General features: G+C 72.1%; 14 protein-coding genes. 2 read left to right on the forward strand and 12 right to left on the reverse strand.

Annotation, left to right across the window (positions count from 1 at the left end; translation table 11 throughout):
- Positions 1-34: 34 nt before the first annotated feature.
- Both E1182_RS21240 and E1182_RS21245 read right to left on the reverse strand, forming a co-directional pair.
- A complete protein-coding gene (locus tag E1182_RS21240; protein ID WP_132268082.1) occupies positions 35-1,030 on the reverse strand; it encodes a D-alanine--D-alanine ligase in 996 nt (331 codons plus the stop codon).
- 7 nt (positions 1,031-1,037) lie between these two features.
- Complete coding sequence (locus E1182_RS21245) at positions 1,038-2,348, reverse strand: PLP-dependent aminotransferase family protein (RefSeq protein WP_132268085.1); 1,311 nt, start codon at positions 2,346-2,348, stop codon at positions 1,038-1,040.
- 291 nt (positions 2,349-2,639) lie between these two features.
- Here E1182_RS21245 and E1182_RS21250 point away from each other — a divergent pair, with 291 nt between their 5' ends.
- Positions 2,640-3,308 carry a GNAT family N-acetyltransferase gene (locus E1182_RS21250; protein ID WP_132268087.1) on the forward strand — a complete coding sequence of 223 codons (669 nt, stop codon included), beginning with the start codon at positions 2,640-2,642 and terminating at the stop codon, positions 3,306-3,308.
- Between the two features lie 58 nt (positions 3,309-3,366).
- Here E1182_RS21250 and E1182_RS21255 read toward each other — a convergent pair whose 3' ends face one another.
- From E1182_RS21255 to murJ, 7 genes are all read right to left on the reverse strand, one after another.
- Entirely contained in the window at positions 3,367-4,524 is a 1,158-nt protein-coding gene (locus E1182_RS21255) for an N-acetylmuramoyl-L-alanine amidase (RefSeq protein WP_132268089.1), read from the reverse strand.
- A 199-nt stretch (positions 4,525-4,723) separates the two neighbouring features.
- Positions 4,724-5,047: a thioredoxin gene (gene trxA / locus E1182_RS21260; RefSeq protein WP_132185265.1), complete on the reverse strand. Its 324-nt coding sequence runs from the start codon at positions 5,045-5,047 to the stop codon at positions 4,724-4,726.
- 35 nt (positions 5,048-5,082) lie between these two features.
- Complete coding sequence (gene trxB, locus E1182_RS21265) at positions 5,083-6,036, reverse strand: thioredoxin-disulfide reductase (protein WP_132268091.1); 954 nt, start codon at positions 6,034-6,036, stop codon at positions 5,083-5,085.
- A 178-nt stretch (positions 6,037-6,214) separates the two neighbouring features.
- A complete protein-coding gene (locus tag E1182_RS21270; protein ID WP_132268094.1) occupies positions 6,215-7,222 on the reverse strand; it encodes a hypothetical protein in 1,008 nt (335 codons plus the stop codon).
- Complete coding sequence (sigM, locus tag E1182_RS21275) at positions 7,219-7,974, reverse strand: RNA polymerase sigma factor SigM (protein ID WP_132268096.1); 756 nt, start codon at positions 7,972-7,974, stop codon at positions 7,219-7,221. Before sigM ends, E1182_RS21270 begins: the two co-directional genes overlap by 4 nt.
- A 43-nt stretch (positions 7,975-8,017) precedes the next feature.
- Entirely contained in the window at positions 8,018-9,631 is a 1,614-nt protein-coding gene (locus E1182_RS21280) for a protein kinase family protein (protein WP_132268099.1), read from the reverse strand.
- 434 nt (positions 9,632-10,065) lie between these two features.
- Positions 10,066-11,808, reverse strand: a complete 1,743-nt coding sequence (gene murJ / locus E1182_RS21285; RefSeq protein ID WP_132268101.1) for a murein biosynthesis integral membrane protein MurJ — start codon at positions 11,806-11,808, stop codon at positions 10,066-10,068.
- Positions 11,809-11,933: 125 nt separating this feature from the next.
- Here murJ and E1182_RS21290 point away from each other — a divergent pair, with 125 nt between their 5' ends.
- A complete protein-coding gene (locus E1182_RS21290) occupies positions 11,934-13,394 on the forward strand; it encodes a CCA tRNA nucleotidyltransferase (protein WP_132268103.1) in 1,461 nt (486 codons plus the stop codon).
- Positions 13,395-13,510: 116 nt separating this feature from the next.
- Here the strand turns inward: E1182_RS21290 and E1182_RS21295 are convergent, their stop codons facing one another.
- The 3 genes from E1182_RS21295 to E1182_RS21305 form a co-directional block, all read right to left on the reverse strand.
- Positions 13,511-15,025, reverse strand: coding sequence for a flotillin family protein (locus E1182_RS21295; protein ID WP_132268105.1), 1,515 nt, complete (start codon positions 15,023-15,025; stop codon positions 13,511-13,513).
- Between the two features lie 29 nt (positions 15,026-15,054).
- On the reverse strand, positions 15,055-15,567 hold the full coding sequence (locus E1182_RS21300; protein ID WP_132268108.1) for an NfeD family protein: 513 nt from the start codon (positions 15,565-15,567) through the stop codon (positions 15,055-15,057).
- Positions 15,568-15,615: 48 nt separating this feature from the next.
- Positions 15,616-16,473: PD40 domain-containing protein (locus E1182_RS21305; RefSeq protein WP_132268110.1), on the reverse strand; the 858-nt coding region annotated here is incomplete at its 5' end.

The following is a 16,473-nucleotide window of genomic DNA, read 5'->3' on the forward strand; positions in this document are numbered from 1 at the left end:
GGCGGGAACTCGGCGGGGCGGAAACAGGCTGGCTTCAGGAGGGCCGGGCGGCGGCCCGTCCGACCAACGAGCCGAGCACCTTTCCGAAGTCCAGCCCGGCCGCCTGGATGGCGAGCGGCAGCAGCGACGTCTCGGTCATGCCGGGCGAGACGTTGACCTCCAGTACGTGCGGTCGACCGTCGACGTCGACGATCAGGTCGACCCGGGAGAGGTCCCGCAGACCCAGCGCGCGGTGCGCGGCCAGGGCCACCTCGGTCACCGTCGCAGTGACCGAGGAGTCCAGCCGGGCGGGGGCGTGCCAGGTGGTGCGGCCGGCGGTGTAGCGGGCCGCGTAGTCGTACACGCCGTTGCGTGGCACGATCTCCACCGGCGGAAGGGCCTGCGGCCCGTTCCCCAGGTCGATCACGGAGACCGCCACGTCCATGCCGGACACGTACCGCTCGACCAGCGCCGTCGAGTCGTACGCGAAGCAACCCACCATCGCGGCCGGAAGGGCCGCAGCGTCCCGGACCACCGCGGCACCCAGACCGGACCCGCCCTGGGCCGGCTTCACCATCAGCGGCAGCCCCAACCGGTCCACGATCCGGTCCAGCACGGCCACCGCGCCCAGTTCCGAGAAGCGGTCGTGCGGCAGGGCCACCCAGTCGGGGGTCGGAATGCCGTTCTCCCGCAGCACCGCCTTGGCCGACGGCTTGTCCCAGGCGAGGCGGGAGGCACGGGCGTCACAGCCGACGTACGGCACGCCGCACAGGTCGAGCACGCCGCGCAGCGAACCGTCCTCACCCGTGGCGCCGTGCAGCGCGATCACCACCGCATCCGGCGGGTCGGCGTCGAGCGCGGGCAGCAGCGCCACGTCGGCGTCCCGCAGCTGTGCCTCGACGCCGATCGCGCGGAGCGCGTCGAGCACCCGGCGACCGGACCGCAGCGAGACGTCCCGCTCGTAGGAGAGGCCACCGGCGAGCACGAGAACGTGCAGATCGCCGCGGGCTGGACTGGTCATCGGGGAGTGGTCGGCAGCGGTGTCAGCCATTCCCGAATCATGCCAAGTCGGGGCCGGGCACGTCCGCCCCACCCTGCCGGCGCCGGCTCGCCGCGGTGACCGGCCCGAAGACCCGACGCATGGCGATCTCCTGCTCCATCACCCCGGCCAGGCGGCGGACGCCCTCCCGGATCCGTTCCGGCGGCGGGAAGGAGAAGTTCAGCCGGATGTTGCCGGCCCCGGAGCCGTCGGCGTAGAAGCCGGTGCCGGGGACGTACGCGACCCGGGCGGCGATCGCGCGCGGCATCATCGCCTTGGCGTCGAGCCCGTCCGGCACGGTCGCCCACACGAACAGGCCACCACCCGGATTCGTCCAGGTGGTGCCCTCCGGCATCAGATCCTCCAGTGCGGTGAGCAGCGCGTCCCGCCGTTCCCGGTAGACCTCCCGGTAGACCTTCAGCTGCTGCCGCCACGGCATGGTGGACAGGTACGTGGCGACGGCGGCCTGCGCGTACCCGCTGGGGCAGAGAATCTGCGCCTCGCTGGCGATCACCAGCTTGTCGCGGACCGCGTGCGGGGCGAGGATCCAGCCGACCCGCAGCCCCGGGGCGAAGGTCTTCGAGAAGGTGCTCAGATAGAAGACCCCGTCGCGGCGACGGGCCCGCAGCGGCGCGGGAGCCTCCCCCTCGAAGCCGAGCTGACCGTACGGGTCGTCCTCGACCACCAGCAGCCCGGCGCGCTCGCAGATGTCGAGCACCCGTTCGCGGCGCTCCTCGCTCAGTGTCACCCCGGTCGGGTTCTGGTAGGTGGGAATGGTGTAGAGGAACTTCACCCGCCGGCCGGCGCGCGCCAGGTCGGCGATCGCCACCTCCAGCGCCTCCGGCACCAGCCCTTCGTCGTCCATCGGCACGTGTACAACCTGGGCCTGGGCGGCCTGGAAAACCCCGAGAGCGCCCACGTACGTCGGGCCCTCGGCGAGCACCACATCCCCCGGGTCCAGGAAGAGCCGGGCCACCAGATCCAGCGCCTGCTGACCGCCGACGGTCACCACCACGTCCTCCGGTGAGGCACCGCAGGAGGCGTCGATGCCGGAGAGGGACATCACCTCGCAGATCCGCTCGCGCAGTTCCAGGGTGCCCTGGCCGATGCCGTACTGAAGGGTGGTGACGCCCTGCTCCGAGCCGAGCTTGCCGAGCATCTCGCCGACCGCGTCCAGCGGCAGCGCGGCGATGTAGGGAGCGCCACCGGCCAGCGAGACGACCTCCGGCCGGCTGGCCACCGCGAACAGTGCCCGGATCTCCGATGCGGTCATCCCCCGGACCCGCCGGGCGTACCGGTCGGTGTAGTCGTCGAGCGTCGTGCCGGTCATGACATCACCTCGATCGGGTGTCGGTCGGGCTGCTGCCCGCTGGGGTACCCGCAGTGCCGGCCACCATGACGGCGCGGGACGCCGGTCGCTCGATCCTAGTCCGCCTTCGCCCCTCGTGGGCTGGTGATTTCGGGTACGTCCAAAACCCGGACCGGCGGCACCCCGGCTCGGATACGCATTCGCGCGTCCCCTCCCGTACAGCCGATGGTCGGCGTACGATCGCTCGTCGGGGGGCAGGACGGCGGTCTGCCGCGCCGGTTCCACCTCCGAGCCTACTGTGGGGGCCCACCGATGTCGCGACGCCTGGTCAGCCTGACCCTGGACACCCTGGAAGACCTGCCCCGCCCGTGCCGCGAGTGCGTGTACTGGGAGCTGGATCCGGTCTCCGCCGACCGGGCCTGCGCCGCCGGCGACCCGGGGCTGGAGAAGGAGGCATGGGTCTCCCAGACGCTGCTGGAGTGGGGTTCCTGCGGCAAGCTGGCGTACGTCGACGGCATGCCCGCCGGGTTCGTCATGTACGCCCCGCCCGCGTACGTTCCCCGCTCGATGGCCTTCCCCACCTCGCCGGTCTCCGCCGACGCGGCCCTGTTGATGACCGCGAACGTGGTGCCGGCCTTCGCCGGGGGCGGCCTGGGCCGGATGCTCGTCCAGGGGGTCGCCCGCGATCTGACCAAGCGGGGTATCAAGGCGATCGAGGCGTTCGGCGACGCCAAGTTCGGCGACGACGCGGGCGAGGCGACCCGGGCCTGCGTCGCTCCGGCCGACTTCTTTCTGTCGGTGGGCTTCAAGACGGTCCGCCCGCACCCCCGCTACCCCCGGCTGCGCCTGGAGCTGCGGACCGCGCTGAGCTGGAAGTCGGACGTCGAGTACGCGCTGGAGAAGCTGCTCGGCTCGATGAGCCCGGAGACGCTGCTGCGCCCGGTCCGGCCGGCTCCGGCCACCCACGGCGTCGCCGGCTGAGCCGCCCGGGGCCGTGCGCGGAAGACAGCGCCCCGGCACGGGCAGGGCGGTACCCTCCTCAGTCGGCCATCGCGCCGGCGGCCACCACCGCGCGCAGCTCGCTGACGTCGATCGAGCCGGTCGGCACGTCCCGTTCGACCGGGAAGAACATCCGTTGCACGGCTGCCACGATCGCTTCCACGACCCGGTCCCGGAAGCGCGGATCGATCAGCCGTTCCCGGTCCCGGGGTGAGGTGAGGTAGCCGATCTCGACCCGGACCGCCGGCATCCTGGTCAACCGGAGCAGGTCCCACGCCTTGGCGTGGGTACGGCAGTCGCGTAGCCCGGTCCGCGCCACGATCTCCCGCTGCACGAGCCCGGCCAGCCGCTCCCCGGTGGCGGAGGTGACCCCGTTGTCCGTGCCGTAGTGGTAGGTGGCGACCCCCTCCGCCTCGGGGTTGGCGTGCCCGTCGGTGTGCAGCGAGAGGAACACGTCCGCGCCGAGGGAGTTGGCCAACTGGGCCCGTTCGGTGTCGGGCAGACATCTGCCGGGGGCCGGGCCGCGGGTGAGCTGCACCCGGACGCCCACGGCGGCGAGCCGGCCCTCCAGCCGGCTGGCCAGGTCGTGCACCAGCTCCGCCTCGGTCCAGCGCAGCGGTCCGTCCGGCACCACCACCCCGGGGTCGGTGCCGCCGTGGCCGGGATCGAGGACCACCGTCCGCCCGACCAGGGTCGGTCCGGACTGCCGGATCGCGTCGGACTCGCGTAGCCACTGCGGTCGGCCGCCGACCACCTTGCGTCCGAGCCGGCGCAGCGCGCTCATGGTGTGCGGCCCGCAGGTGCCGTCCGGCGTCAGCCCTACCTCGCGTTGGAACTGGGCCACCGCACGGGAGGTGCGGACGCCGTAGATCGCGTCGGCGCGGCCCGCGTCGTATCCCATCTCCAGCAGGCGTTCCTGCAGCGATCGGACGTCCTCCCCGCAGAGGGGCTCGGGCACCGCGTGGTAGAGGGTGCGGGCGCCGAGCCGCCAGCGTGCCGCGTCCAGGGCCCGCCAGGTCTCCGCGCCGACCCGTCCGTCGACGCTGAGCCCCCGGGACTGCTGGAAGGCCCGCACGGCGCGTTCGGTGGCCGTGTCGAACGTGTCGTCGGCCGACGGGGGGAGCAGGTCGAGGCCGGTGAGGATCCTGCGGATCTCCGCCACGGCCGGTCCACGGTCACCGGGTCGGATCGGACGCACGCACGACCCCCTCTGCTGCTGGCGGGGCGCGTCAGACACGCCGGCCGGGACTTGCGGCGAAAGGCGCTCTGCGCCCAACGGATGCTTACGGAGCCTACCGTGGCCGGTCCTGGCCAGGTTGGCGGTTCGCGCAGGCCAGAGCCCAGAAAGGCGCGATCCCCGTACCCATCGGGTACGGGGATCGCGCCTGCTGCGCAGCTCAGAGCGCGGATTCGATCAGCCGGACCAACTCGCCCTTGGGCTTGGCGCCGGCGATCGACTGCACCGGCTCGCCGTTCTTGAAGACGGTGAGGGTCGGGACCGACATCACGCGGTAGGCGCGGGCGGTCTCCGGGTTCTCGTCGATGTTGAGCTTGACGATGGAGACCTTGTCTCCCATCTCGCCCGCGATCTCCTCCAGCAGCGGCGAGACCTTACGGCACGGCCCGCACCACTCCGCCCAGAAGTCCACCAGCACCGGCTTGTCGGACTTCAGCACGTCGGTGGCGAAGTTCGCGTCGGTGACGACCTTGGTTGCTCCCACTGAGACCCTCTCCTCTTCAGTTCATTCTCGATTGTTCAGCTCTGGATCGTGGCGATGAAGCGTTCCGCGTCGAGGGCCGCGGCGCAGCCGGTGCCGGCGGCGGTGATGGCCTGCCGGTACGTGTGGTCGACCAGGTCGCCGGCGGCGAAGACGCCGGGGATGCTGGTCCGGGTGCTGGGGGCCTGGACCTTGACGTAGCCCTCGTCGTCCAACTCCACCTGGTCGCGGAAGAGTTCGCTGCGCGGGTCGTGCCCGATCGCCACGAAGACGCCGGTCACGTCGAGCACCTTGGTCTCGCCGCTGTGCACGTTGCGGACCCGGACGCCGGTGACCTTGCCGTCCGCCCCGAGGATCTCCTCGACAGTGGTGTTCCACTCCACCTTGATCTTGTCGTTGCTGAGTGCCCGGTCCGCCATGATCTTGCTGGCCCGGAACGAGTCACGCCGATGGATGATGGTCACCGACTCGGCGAACCGGGTGAGGAAGCTGGCCTCCTCCATGGCGGAGTCACCGCCGCCCACCACCACGATGTGCTGCCCACGGAAGAAAAACCCGTCGCAGGTCGCGCAGGACGAGACGCCGTGCCCCAGGTACTCCTGCTCTCCCGGCACCCCCAGCGGGCGCCAGGCCGAACCGGTGGCCAGGATGACGGCCTTCGCTCGGTGGGCGGTCTGACCCACCCAGACGGTGCTGACCTCGTCCGAACCCACCTTGCCGGTGTCGGTCAGCTCGACCCGGGTGACGTCGTCGGTGAGGAACTCCGCGCCGAACCGCTCGGCCTGCTTGCGCATGTTGTCCATCAGCTCGGGGCCGAGGATGCCGTCGGCGAAACCGGGGAAGTTCTCCACCTCGGTGGTGGTCATCAGCGCGCCGCCGGACTGCACACCCTCGATGACCAGTGGCTTCAGGTTGGCGCGCGCGGCGTAGACCGCTGCGGTGTAGCCGGCCGGCCCGGAGCCGATGATGATCAGGTTGCGGACATCGTCCACTGCCGTCTCCCGATGTGTGTGTGCGGCATCGGCGGCGCACCGATGTCGATCCCGAGTGCCGACGACTCAGTCACGCCGGCAACTGACTTGCAGAACGTCATCGTACGAAGCGCGGATTCCCGGGCCGACCACGCGGTGGGTCACGTCACGCGGCAACAGAGGACCGGTGACCGCGGCATCACCCTACCCGCGCCTGGTAGCGGGTGTCCGCGCCGGACCCCGGCACGCCGCACTCGGGCCCGCTCACCCACACCCACCGATCCCCGGTCGGGTCGGCGAACCGGAGCACCAGCGCCGGCGCTCCTCGGAACGAGGCGTAGTCGACCAGCGTCAGATCGATCGGCCCCTGCCCGTGCGCGGCGGAGACCTCGGCGAGGCAGGCGTGCAGTGCCGACGGGTCACCGAGCCGGTCCAGGTTGCCAGGCCCGGCCAGCCGGCCGCCCTGCACCGCGCTCTCGTTCGGGGCGGTCTCGGAGGGTGGGCTGGCCAGTGGACGCAGGCTCGCCAGCGCGCCGTCGGCCAGCGTCTCCGGCGTCCAGTCGACACCGCTGTGCTGCGGCGCGTCGGTCACCCGGTACGCCGCCTGTTGGGCGGCGGAGCCGCCGGCTGCCGTGTCGGCGCCATCTCCGGCGCCGGAGCGTCCGAGCAGGTCGACGCCGAGCCCCATGACGGCGATCGAGGCGGCGGCGACCGCCACCGGGGCGACGAACCGGGTCCAGCGGCGCCGCCGCCCCGGCCCGCTCGCGTCGTCCCGCCGGGAAACCGGGGTACGCGGTGTCGGGCGACCGCCCTGGGCGGGCAGAACCCGACCGTCGGCCCGCACGGCGTTGGACGGAGGCTGCGCCGCGACGCCCGACCAGGCGGCGTCGAACGGGTCATCGGGTACCGCAGCGTCGGATCCGACGGGCGGATCCGACATGGCGGGTGCCGGACCCGCACCGGCGAGAGCGGCGGTGAGCCGGTCCACCACCGCCAGCGGCATCTGCGGGGCCGGTTCGGCGAGGTCGGCGAGGTCAGCGGTCACCCGGGCGAGCGCGGTGGCCAGGGCGGCGTACGCGTCGGCCCAGGCGGGATCCTCCGCGACCCGCCGCGCGACGACGGCCTCCTCCGGGGTGCCGTCCAGCGACCCGCCGAGGTAGTCGGCGAGCAGGTCGTGATCGACCCCGCTGAACTCCCCGGTTGTCACGTGTCCTCCTGGTTGGCATCCCGCCGGGAGCGCCCCGACCCCGATCCGACGCCCTCCGCGGCCCGTGGGTTCCCCGTGGTGACCCCCGGCACGTTTCCGTCGGTGCGCGCACCCGAGATGGCGGGGTCGACCCCGGTCCGCAGGTGCCCAAGCTGTACCGCCAGCCGGGCCCGGCCCCGGGCGCAGCGGCTCTTGACCGTCCCCTCGGCCACGCCGAGGATCCGGGCCGCCTCGGCCACCGGGTACCCCTGCACGTCCACCAGGACGAGCGCGGCCCGCTGTTCGGCCGGGAGCGTGGCCAGGGCGGCCCGGACCACCAGCGCGGTGTCGTGGTCGGTGGTCGGGGCGGCCGGTTCGACACCACCGGCACCGTCCTCGGTGCGGGTGCCGTCGGGCAGCGGGACGGTCGGGTGGGACTGTCGGCGACGGATACGGTCCAGGCAGGCGTTCACCACGATCCGGTGCAGCCAGGTGGTGACGGCCGAGTCGCCCCGGAACCGCGCGGCGGCCCGGTGGGCGGACAGGAGCGCGTCCTGGAGGGCGTCGGCGGCCTCCTCGCGGTCACCGAGGGTACGCAGCGCCACCGCCCAGAGCCGGTCGCGGTGCCGGTGGAACAGCTCGGTGAAGGCGGCCCGGTCACCGGCGACGTGGGCCCGGAGCAGTTCGAGATCGGACAGCTCCGCGGCCGGCAGCTCGGTGGGCGGCAGGCTGCCGCCCACCGGATCGGGCGTCCGCCCCCCGCCCCCGATCATCACCACATCCGTGCGAGGTGGTGCCGGGACCGCGACGGACGGCTCACGACCCCTGGACCGTGATTTCCTGGACGCCGAGCTTCCAGCCGTCGCCGCTCTCCTTCTCCGGCAGCTCGGTGATCCAGAAGAGCAGGTACTGGTACTTCTCCTCCGGGTTGAACCCGTTGAAGGTCATCGTGGTGCCGTTGTGCTCCTCGAACGGCTGACCGATCCGGTCCGCGTAGGCGGCCACGAGCTGCCTGTCGCCGGAGGAGGTGGACGGGAAGTCGGCGTTGCCGGTCCGCAGTTCGGCGGAGGCGCCGGTGGACGAGAGGACCGCGCGTACCGACTTGACCGAATGCGGTTCGCCCAGGTCGATCCAGACTCCCATGCCGGTCTTGCCAGGCAGGTTCCCGAACTTGCCCGAGTTCTGGTAGGTGGCGGTCTCCCAGCCCTTGTCCTCGTCGCCGTCGATCACCCGCTCGGCGTTGCGCAGCTCGCCGCGGTCCCCGCCCGGGTCGATGATCCGGACGTCCTCGATGGTGAGCGGGCGGATTCGCGCGGCGGGTGAGGTGGCGTCGCCGGAAGCCGGGGCGCTCGCCGACGGGCCGGCCACGGGCTGCGTCCTGGGCGACTCGTCGTCACGACCGAAGACGCTGATGCCGACGAGGAGAGCGACCAGGGCGACCGCCAGCAGGCCGGCGATGCCCACGGCGACCTTCCGGCCCCCGGCGGCGGCCAGCGGCGAGGGCTCGTCGCCCGGGTCCGCCGTGAACCGGATGGTGCCGGTCTGGTCGAGGAAGTGGTCCTCGGCGGGGACGTCGAGGCGACCCAGTTCGGCGGCGAGCACGTCCGAGGTGGGCGGGGCGATCTCGCCGTCGAGCAAATCCATGGTGAGGTCGTCGAGGTACGCCGGCACCCCGGCGCGGACCTGCCGGGGCGCGGCGATGGAGCCGCTGGCGTCGCGGACCGCGTCCACGATGCCCGCCCGGCCGTGCCCCGCCGTCGCGCCGCGTAGCGGTGCCTCCGCGTGCGGCCAGTGCCCGGTGAGTGCGAAGTAGAGGATGCCGCCGACCGCCCGGACGTCGTTCTCCTGGCTGTCGGCGCAGTCGGTGCGGGCGTCGGCCAGCACCACCCGGCCGTCGTCGCTGATCATCACGGTGCCGGGGTGGACGTTGCCGTGCACCATGCCGGTGGCGTGCACGGAGGCGAGCGCGCTGGCCACGGCGTTGCCGATCGCGGTGGCGCGGGCCGGGTCCAGCGGACCCTCGACGACCAGTTCGCGCAGCGAACGCCCGTCGACCCACTCGCGGACGACGTAGGCCCGCTCGTTCTCGTCGATCGCGTCGTAGACGCCGACCAGGTTGGGGTGGATGACCCGGCTGGCGGCCACGGCGGCCTGGAGCATCTCGGTGGCGGAGTCGCCGCCGGGGTAGCGCAGCACCACCGCGACCGGTCGGCGCAGCACGACGTCGACCCCCCGCCAGACGAGCCGCCCGGCGCTGTCGTTGTTGATGTGCTCGACCAGTTCGTACCGCTCGGCGAGGATCTCACCGGCCGTGGGAGCACCGAAGGTCATGACCGGAGCGGACTCCTCCGCCTCCTGACCCTCGCCGACCTGGGTCACCCGTCCTCCCTCGGTGATCGTGTCGATCGATGGACCCGCGCTGCTGGGCATCTGGCTTCCCGCTCTGCCTTCGAAGGAACCGGCCGGAGGGTCGACGTGGGCGTCGGCCACCTGCCGGGTCCGTCCAGTGCGACCTTACCCGGACCGCCCGTCGTACCGACATGTCATCTTCCCGCCGCACACGGCGAGGTGCCGGAAGTGGCCGACCTCGTCCGGTTGTGACCGTTGTCAGCCACGTTGCTGGCACATGTACTAGCCAATCTACGGGTTGACCGCAAGTAGCCACCGCAGGGGCCGGCCTGGGTGTGGCGGCCCGGGTGGCACCGCACGGGTTCCCGCCGAACGGCCCTCGATGCTCAGCCGTACGGATGGTTATCCACAGGACTTTCCGGCAGCTGAGCGGGGAGATGCCGAGTTATCCACAGCCGTGTCCCCAGGCTGGTGATCCTCGTTCACCCTCCGTGGCGTGTGTCCGCTGGGCCCGCTCAGCGGCCGAGCTTGCGCCGGACCATGCCGACCACCTCGGTGATCTCGCCGATCCGCAGCACCGTCGCCAGCCCGAGGTAGGTCACCCCGATCACGGCCCCGCCGACCACCAGTTGCACGACCGCCTCGAACCGGCTCAGCTCCTGCGGGTCGCCGGGGAGCAGGCTGACCACCAGCAGGCCGACCAGGGCCGCGCCAAGCGCGGCGAGAACCACCTTGCCCATCGTCCGCATGATCCGACCGAGCCCGATCCGCCCCACCCGGGGGCGCAGCAGCATCGCCGACAACACCGCCGCCGCCACGTACGAGAGGGCGTTGCCGAGCATCATGCCGGCCGCGGCGAAGACGGGTGAGAAGACGACGAAGAGTCCGACCTGGAGCGCCACCCGCAGCGCCACCACCGGGATGTTCACCAGCGCCGGGGTGCGGGTGTCCGGCAGCGCGTAGAAGGCGAACGTGAAGAGCTGGCTGATCGCGAAGGGCACCAGGCCCACCGCGGCGACCAGCAGCACCGTCGAGGTGGCCACCGCGTTGTCGCCGGTGAACGCGCCGTACCGGAAGACCACCACCGAGATCGGCGCGGCCAGCACCGCGTAGCAGACCGCGATCGGGGCGAGGACCGCGGTGACCATGCGGGTGCCCCGGGACAGGTCGGCGGTGACGTCGTGGAACCGGCCGTCCGCGGCGGCGGCGCTCATCCGGGGCATCAGCGCCGTGATGATCGACACGGCGATGATGCCGTGGGCCATCATCAACAGCAGGAAGACGTTGTTGTAGATCAGCAGGCCGGCGTTCTTCCCCCCACCGGCCCGGGTGAGCAGGTTGACCACCACGAAGAGGCCGAGCTGGTTGACCGCCACGTAGCAGAACATCCAGCCGCCGAGCTGGGCCAGCTCCCGCAGCCCCAACTCGCGGAAGTCGAACCGCAGCTTCCACCGGAAACCCACCTTGCGCAGCGCGGGCAGCAGGCCGGCGGCCTGCACCGCGACGCCGAGCAGGGTGCCGCCGCCGACCAGCAGGATCCGCCCCAGGTCCATCTGGTCCGGCCGCAACGCCCGGGCACCGTAGACCACGATGTACGCGCCGAAGACGCCGATGACCACCAGGTTGTTGAGGATCGGCGCCCACATCGGGGCGGCGAAGTGACCCCGGGTGTTCAGCACCGCGGCGATCAGCGCGCTCACGCCGGTGAAGAACAGCATCGGCAACATCAGGTACGACAGGTCGGTGACCAGTTCCGTGTACGCCTCGTCCTTGCCGCCGGCGTAGATGGCGGTCAGCGTCGAGGCCAACGCCAGGGCGACCACCACGGCGGCGGCCAGCGCGAGCACCGCGAGGGTCAGCAGCCGCTGGGCGTACGCCTCGCCCCGGTCCGGGTCGGTCTTGCGCCGGCGTACCAGCACCGGGATCAGCACACTGGTCAGCACGCCGCCGAGCAGGAACTCGTACACCTGGTTCGGCAGGAACAGGGCGGTGGTGTAGACGTCGCCGACCGCGTTGCCCAGGGCGGCGCCGATCATCAGGTTGCGGACGAAGCCCGTACCCCGGCTGACCAGGCTGCCGACCGCCATCACCGCGCTGTTCGCCGCGGCGCTCGTCTCCGCCACCACCTCCTGCGGCGGCGCGGCGGCCTCCGCGCCCGGCTGGTTCAGCGGCTCCGCCGAGATGAAGGTGGCGTCGTCACCCGGCCGCGGGCCGCCTCCCTGCGCGGCGTTCGCGCTGCGGTAGAGCCCGCCGCTCATCTCCAGCCTCCAAGGGGTACGTCGAAACCGGCTTCGGCCCGCACGCCATGACCATAGTCAACCGGGGCCGCATACCCGCGCCCGGCGGATCGGATCGCGCCCCGGCCCGATAGGCTGGCGATCCCATGTCCGAAGCCTCCGCTCCCCACGCCGCCGACCGCCGCGAACTCACCGCAGCGCAGCGCAACGCCGTCGCCGAGCTGCTCCGCGTCTCCCCGGTCGCCGACGAGCTCGGCCGCAGGTTCGCGCACGCCGGCCACGAGCTGCACCTGGTGGGCGGTTCCGTCCGCGACGCCCTGCTCGGGCGACTCGGCGACGACCTGGACTTCTGCACCGACGCCCACCCGGACGAGACGATCCGCATCGTCAAGGGCTGGGCCGAGTCGATCTGGGAGACCGGCCGGGAGTTCGGCACCATCGGCTGCCAGCGCGACGGGCTCCGGCTGGAGGTCACCACCTTCCGCGCCGAGGCGTACGACCAGGTCAGCCGCAACCCGGTCGTCGAGTACGGCACCAGCCTCGCCGACGACCTGCGCCGGCGGGACTTCACCGTCAACGCGATGGCGGTGAGCCTGCCCGACCACCGGTTCACCGACCCGTACGGCGGTGTGGAGGACCTTGCCGCCAAGGTGATCCGTACCCCGGGCACGCCCCGGGAGTCCTTCGGCGACGATCCGCTGCGAATGCTGCGCGCCGCCCGCTTCGCCGCGCAACTGCGCTTCGCCGTGCACCCGGACGTGCGCGCGGCGATGACCCGGATGGCGGCGGACCTGGACCGGATCACCGCCGAGCGGATCCGCGACGAGTTCACCAAGCTGCTCTGCGCGGCCGACCCGATCACCGGGCTGCGGCTGCTGGTGGACACCGGGCTGGCCGAGCGGTTCCTACCCGAACTGACCGGGCTCAAGCTGGAGATCGACGAGCACGCCCAGCACAAGGACGTCTACGAGCACACCCTCACCGTGGTGAGTAACGCGATGTCGTACGAGACCGACGGCTGCGACTTCGTCCTGCGGATGGCCGCGCTCATGCACGACGTGGGCAAGCCGGCCACGAAGGCGGTCGGCCCGGACGGCCGGGTCAGTTTCCACCACCACGAGGTGGTCGGCGCCCGGCTCACCAAGGCCCGGATGAAGGCGCTGCGGTATCCGAAGGACGTCACCGCGCAGGTCACCAAGCTGGTCGGCCTGCACCTGCGCTTCTACGGGTACGGCCGGGGCGAGTGGACCGACTCGGCGGTGCGCCGGTACGTCACCGACGCCGGTGACCTGCTCTCCCGGCTACACAAGCTGACCCGGTCGGACTGCACCACCCGCAACCGGCGCAAGGCCGCGCAGCTCGCCGCCGACTATGACGCGCTGGAGGAGCGGATCGTCCGGATCGCCGCCGAGGAGGACCTGGCCCGGGTCCGACCCGACCTGGACGGCAACGCGATCATGGAGTTGCTCGGTGTGCCGCCGGGGCCGGTGGTCGGGAAGGCGTGGCAGCACCTCAAGGAGCTGCGCCTGGAACGCGGTCCGCTGGACCGCGACGAGGCCGAGGCGGAGCTGCTGCGCTGGGCCCGCGAGCAGGGCATCGTCTCCTGACCCGGGGTGCCCCACACTGGGGCACCGTTTGCCGCATCCGGAGCCGGTCCCGGTGGACCGGGCAGACGCGACAGGGGTCGCCCGGAGCTTCCGGGCGACCCCTGTCGTCGTACCTGTCAGCGGGTCTCGACCGCGCTGGACTCGACCGGCGGCTTCCCGTTGCCCGCCGACGATGCGCCACCCAGCCTGGCCAGCAGGCCGGCCAGGTCGATGCCGGTCAGGTCGCTGCCGAGCTGGAGCCCCTGCGCCACGTTGCCGGCCACCGACTTCGTCAGCGACGACGCGCCGTCGGTGGAGATCACCGTCATCTTGTCGATCGCCCCGATCGGGGCGCTGGCCGCCTCGACCACCTGCGGCAGCACCTTCACCAGCAAATCCAGCACGGCCGCCTCGCCGTACGCGGCGAACGCCTCGGCCTTGCGGGCCATCGCGTCCGCCTCCGCCTGCCCCCTGGCCAGGATCGCCGCGGCCTCGGCCTGGCCCTCCCGCTCGACCGCCTCGGCGATCGCGGAGCGCCGGCGCTGCTCGGCCTCACCCTCCTTGGCGCCCTCGATCGCGTTCGCCTCGGCCAGCGCGGCCCGGCGGGCCCGTTCGCCCTCACCGGTCAGCCGGGCCTGCTCGGCGGCGGCCTGGGCGGCGGCGATGGTGGCCTGCCGCTGCGCGTCGGCGTTCAGCACCGCCGCGTTGCGGGCCGCCTCGGCCTCCTGCTCCACCTTGTAGCGGGCCGCGTCGGCGGGCTTGCGTACCTCGGTGTCGAGCTGGCGTTGCTTGAGTTCGGCGTTGCGCTCGGCCACCTTCTGCTGCTCGGAGAGGATCGCCTGGTCCCGCTCGGCCTGGGCGAGCGGCCCAGCCGCCGCCGACTTCGCCTTCGCCGCGTCGATCTCCGCCTGGATGGCGGCCTGCTTCAGCGACAGGTTCCGGTTCGCCTCGGCGATCGCCTCCTCGGCCAGCAGCCGCTCCTGCTCGGCCTGCTGCCGGGCCCGGGCCTCGGCGATGGCCGCGTCCTTGAGCACCCGGGCGGCCTCCGGCCGACCCAGATCCTGCAGGTAGGAGCCCTCGGCCAGAATGTCCTGGAGCTGGAAGGTGTCCAGCACCAGGCCCTGGTTGGTCATCGAGTGCTCGGCCTCCTCGGCGACCGCGCTGGCGAACGCCGCCCGGTCCCGGATGACCTCCTCGACGGTGAGCCGGCCGACGATCGAGCGCAGCGCACCGGCCAGCACCTCCCGGGTGAAGTTGTCGATCTCGTCCTGCTGGTGCAGGAACCGTTGGGCGGCGGCGCGGATGGCGTCCTCGGTGCCGCCCACCTTGACGATCGCCACACCGTGCAGGTCGGTGCGGATGCCCTGCTTGCTGACCGCGCCCCGGATGCCGACGTCGATCCGACGGCTGGACAGGTCCAACGACTGGAGTTTCTGCACCACCGGCAGCACGAACACCGAGGCACCGAGGACGACCTTCTGGCCGGACATGTCGGTGGACCGGCCGCCGTCGGCCGTCTGGGTGGTGCGGCCCTTGCGCCCGGTGACGATGAACGCCTCGTTCGGGCCGGCGACCTTGATCCGGGAGAGCACGAAGAAGACGAGAACGAGGACGAGGAGGACCGCGCCGCCGATGGCGAAGAGAAGGGGCATGTGACCGTCCTGTTTCTTTGTGAGGGGGTTCAGTAGGTCTCGACGTGCACGCTGGTCTCGCTCAGCGCCTCGACCACGAAGACCTGCGCGCCGATCGGGATTGGACGGTCTGCGCGGGCGTTGAGCTTCACCGGCTGGCCGGCGACGCGTAGCCGGACCTCGCCGTAGCCGTCGACGGGCACCGGAGTGACCACCAGGCCGATCGCGCCGACCAGATGGTCACGGGTGGGGGTGGGGTCGGTCCGCATGTTACGCGCCGCCCGGCTGAGTCGGGCCGCCAGCCACGCGGCCGGCACCGCCGCCAGCGCGCCCCCGGCCGCCGCCGCCCCGACCATGACCGGGGTACGCCCACCGACCAGCTCGTTGACGATGGCGGCGCCGAAGCCGAACGCGCCGAGGAACCCGGCGACGACCTCGAGGGAAACCGGACCGTCGACGTCGGGGTGACCGAAGTGCAGCAGCTCGCCGCCGAGCAGCGCGAGCGCCAGCACGCCGACACCGACCGCACCGATGATCAGGAAGATGATGGTCCCCGTGGCCATGCCCGGCACGGTATCGGCGGTGCGCAAGAAGACGGGCTGGTTGAATCGTCAGCGGGGCGCGACGGCCACCTCGAAGTCGACCAGCTGCCGGGGCAGCGGCTGGCGGATCAGCTCCCGCCCGGTCGGGTCGGCGAGTACGAAGTCGTTGGACCCGAGCGGGCGGCGGTAGAGCAGCCGGTCGTCGGTGACCCACGCCACGTCGGCGCTGGGCAGCGGATTGAGCACCCGGCCGGTGGTTGTCTCGACGAGCAGTGGCTCCTGCTGGCCCTGGACGACCACGCGCGTGCCATCCGGCGACCAGGCCCACGGGCCGGCCGGGTCACCGGGCATCGGTACGAACCGGGTGCGCCGCCCGTCGTCCGCCGAGAAGAGCTGCACGCCCAAGCGGGCGTGCCGCCGTGACTCGTCGTGCGACCCCACGGTCTGCGGCAGGGCGACGTGCCGACCGTCCCGCGTCCAGGTGAACTCGCAGAAGTCGGTGCAGCCCAGTCGCTCCGGCAGATGTCTCTGTTTCGTGCCGTCCGTCTCCATGATTATGAAGCCGCCGAAATAATCGACTTGGTGGGTGGTGAACAGCAGCCGTCGGCCGTCCGGAGACCATTGTGGGACGGAGAGCGCTCGGCCCACCTCGTACCAGCGGGTTTTCCCGCTCGCCAGGTCGAATAGGCCGATGTCCCGGGGCCGGTCCAGGTCCCTGACCGCGACGAGCGAACCGGTGGGTGCCGGGAAGATGCCGTCGTAGCGGTCGGTTCGGAAGTAGCGGCCTCGGCCTCGGTCGAGCAGCATGCCCGTACCCGAGCCACCTTCTACCTGCGCCCTGGTCACCACCCAGCCGCCGGGGAGCACCAGGGGTTTCGTGGTCCAGTCCGCCCCCGGCGTGGGCAGCATGGTCGGCGAGGGGGTGAC

Source organism: Micromonospora sp. KC721 (assembly GCF_004348355.1).
GTDB lineage: Bacteria > Actinomycetota > Actinomycetes > Mycobacteriales > Micromonosporaceae > Micromonospora.

Bases quoted from the DNA above. Each gene is read 5' to 3' on its own strand.
- E1182_RS21240 (WP_132268082.1), bottom strand. From the start codon at position 1,030: ATGGCTGACACCGCTGCCGACCACTCCCCGATGACCAGTCCAGCCCGC.
- E1182_RS21245 (WP_132268085.1), bottom strand. From the start codon at position 2,348: ATGACCGGCACGACGCTCGACGACTACACCGACCGGTACGCCCGGCGG.
- E1182_RS21250 (WP_132268087.1), top strand. From the start codon at position 2,640: ATGTCGCGACGCCTGGTCAGCCTGACCCTGGACACCCTGGAAGACCTG.
- sigM (WP_132268096.1), bottom strand. From the start codon at position 7,974: ATGATCGGGGGCGGGGGGCGGACGCCCGATCCGGTGGGCGGCAGCCTG.
- E1182_RS21280 (WP_132268099.1), bottom strand. From the start codon at position 9,631: ATGCCCAGCAGCGCGGGTCCATCGATCGACACGATCACCGAGGGAGGA.
- murJ (WP_132268101.1), bottom strand. From the start codon at position 11,808: ATGAGCGGCGGGCTCTACCGCAGCGCGAACGCCGCGCAGGGAGGCGGC.
- E1182_RS21290 (WP_132268103.1), top strand. From the start codon at position 11,934: ATGTCCGAAGCCTCCGCTCCCCACGCCGCCGACCGCCGCGAACTCACC.
- E1182_RS21295 (WP_132268105.1), bottom strand. From the start codon at position 15,025: ATGCCCCTTCTCTTCGCCATCGGCGGCGCGGTCCTCCTCGTCCTCGTT.
- E1182_RS21300 (WP_132268108.1), bottom strand. From the start codon at position 15,567: ATGGCCACGGGGACCATCATCTTCCTGATCATCGGTGCGGTCGGTGTC.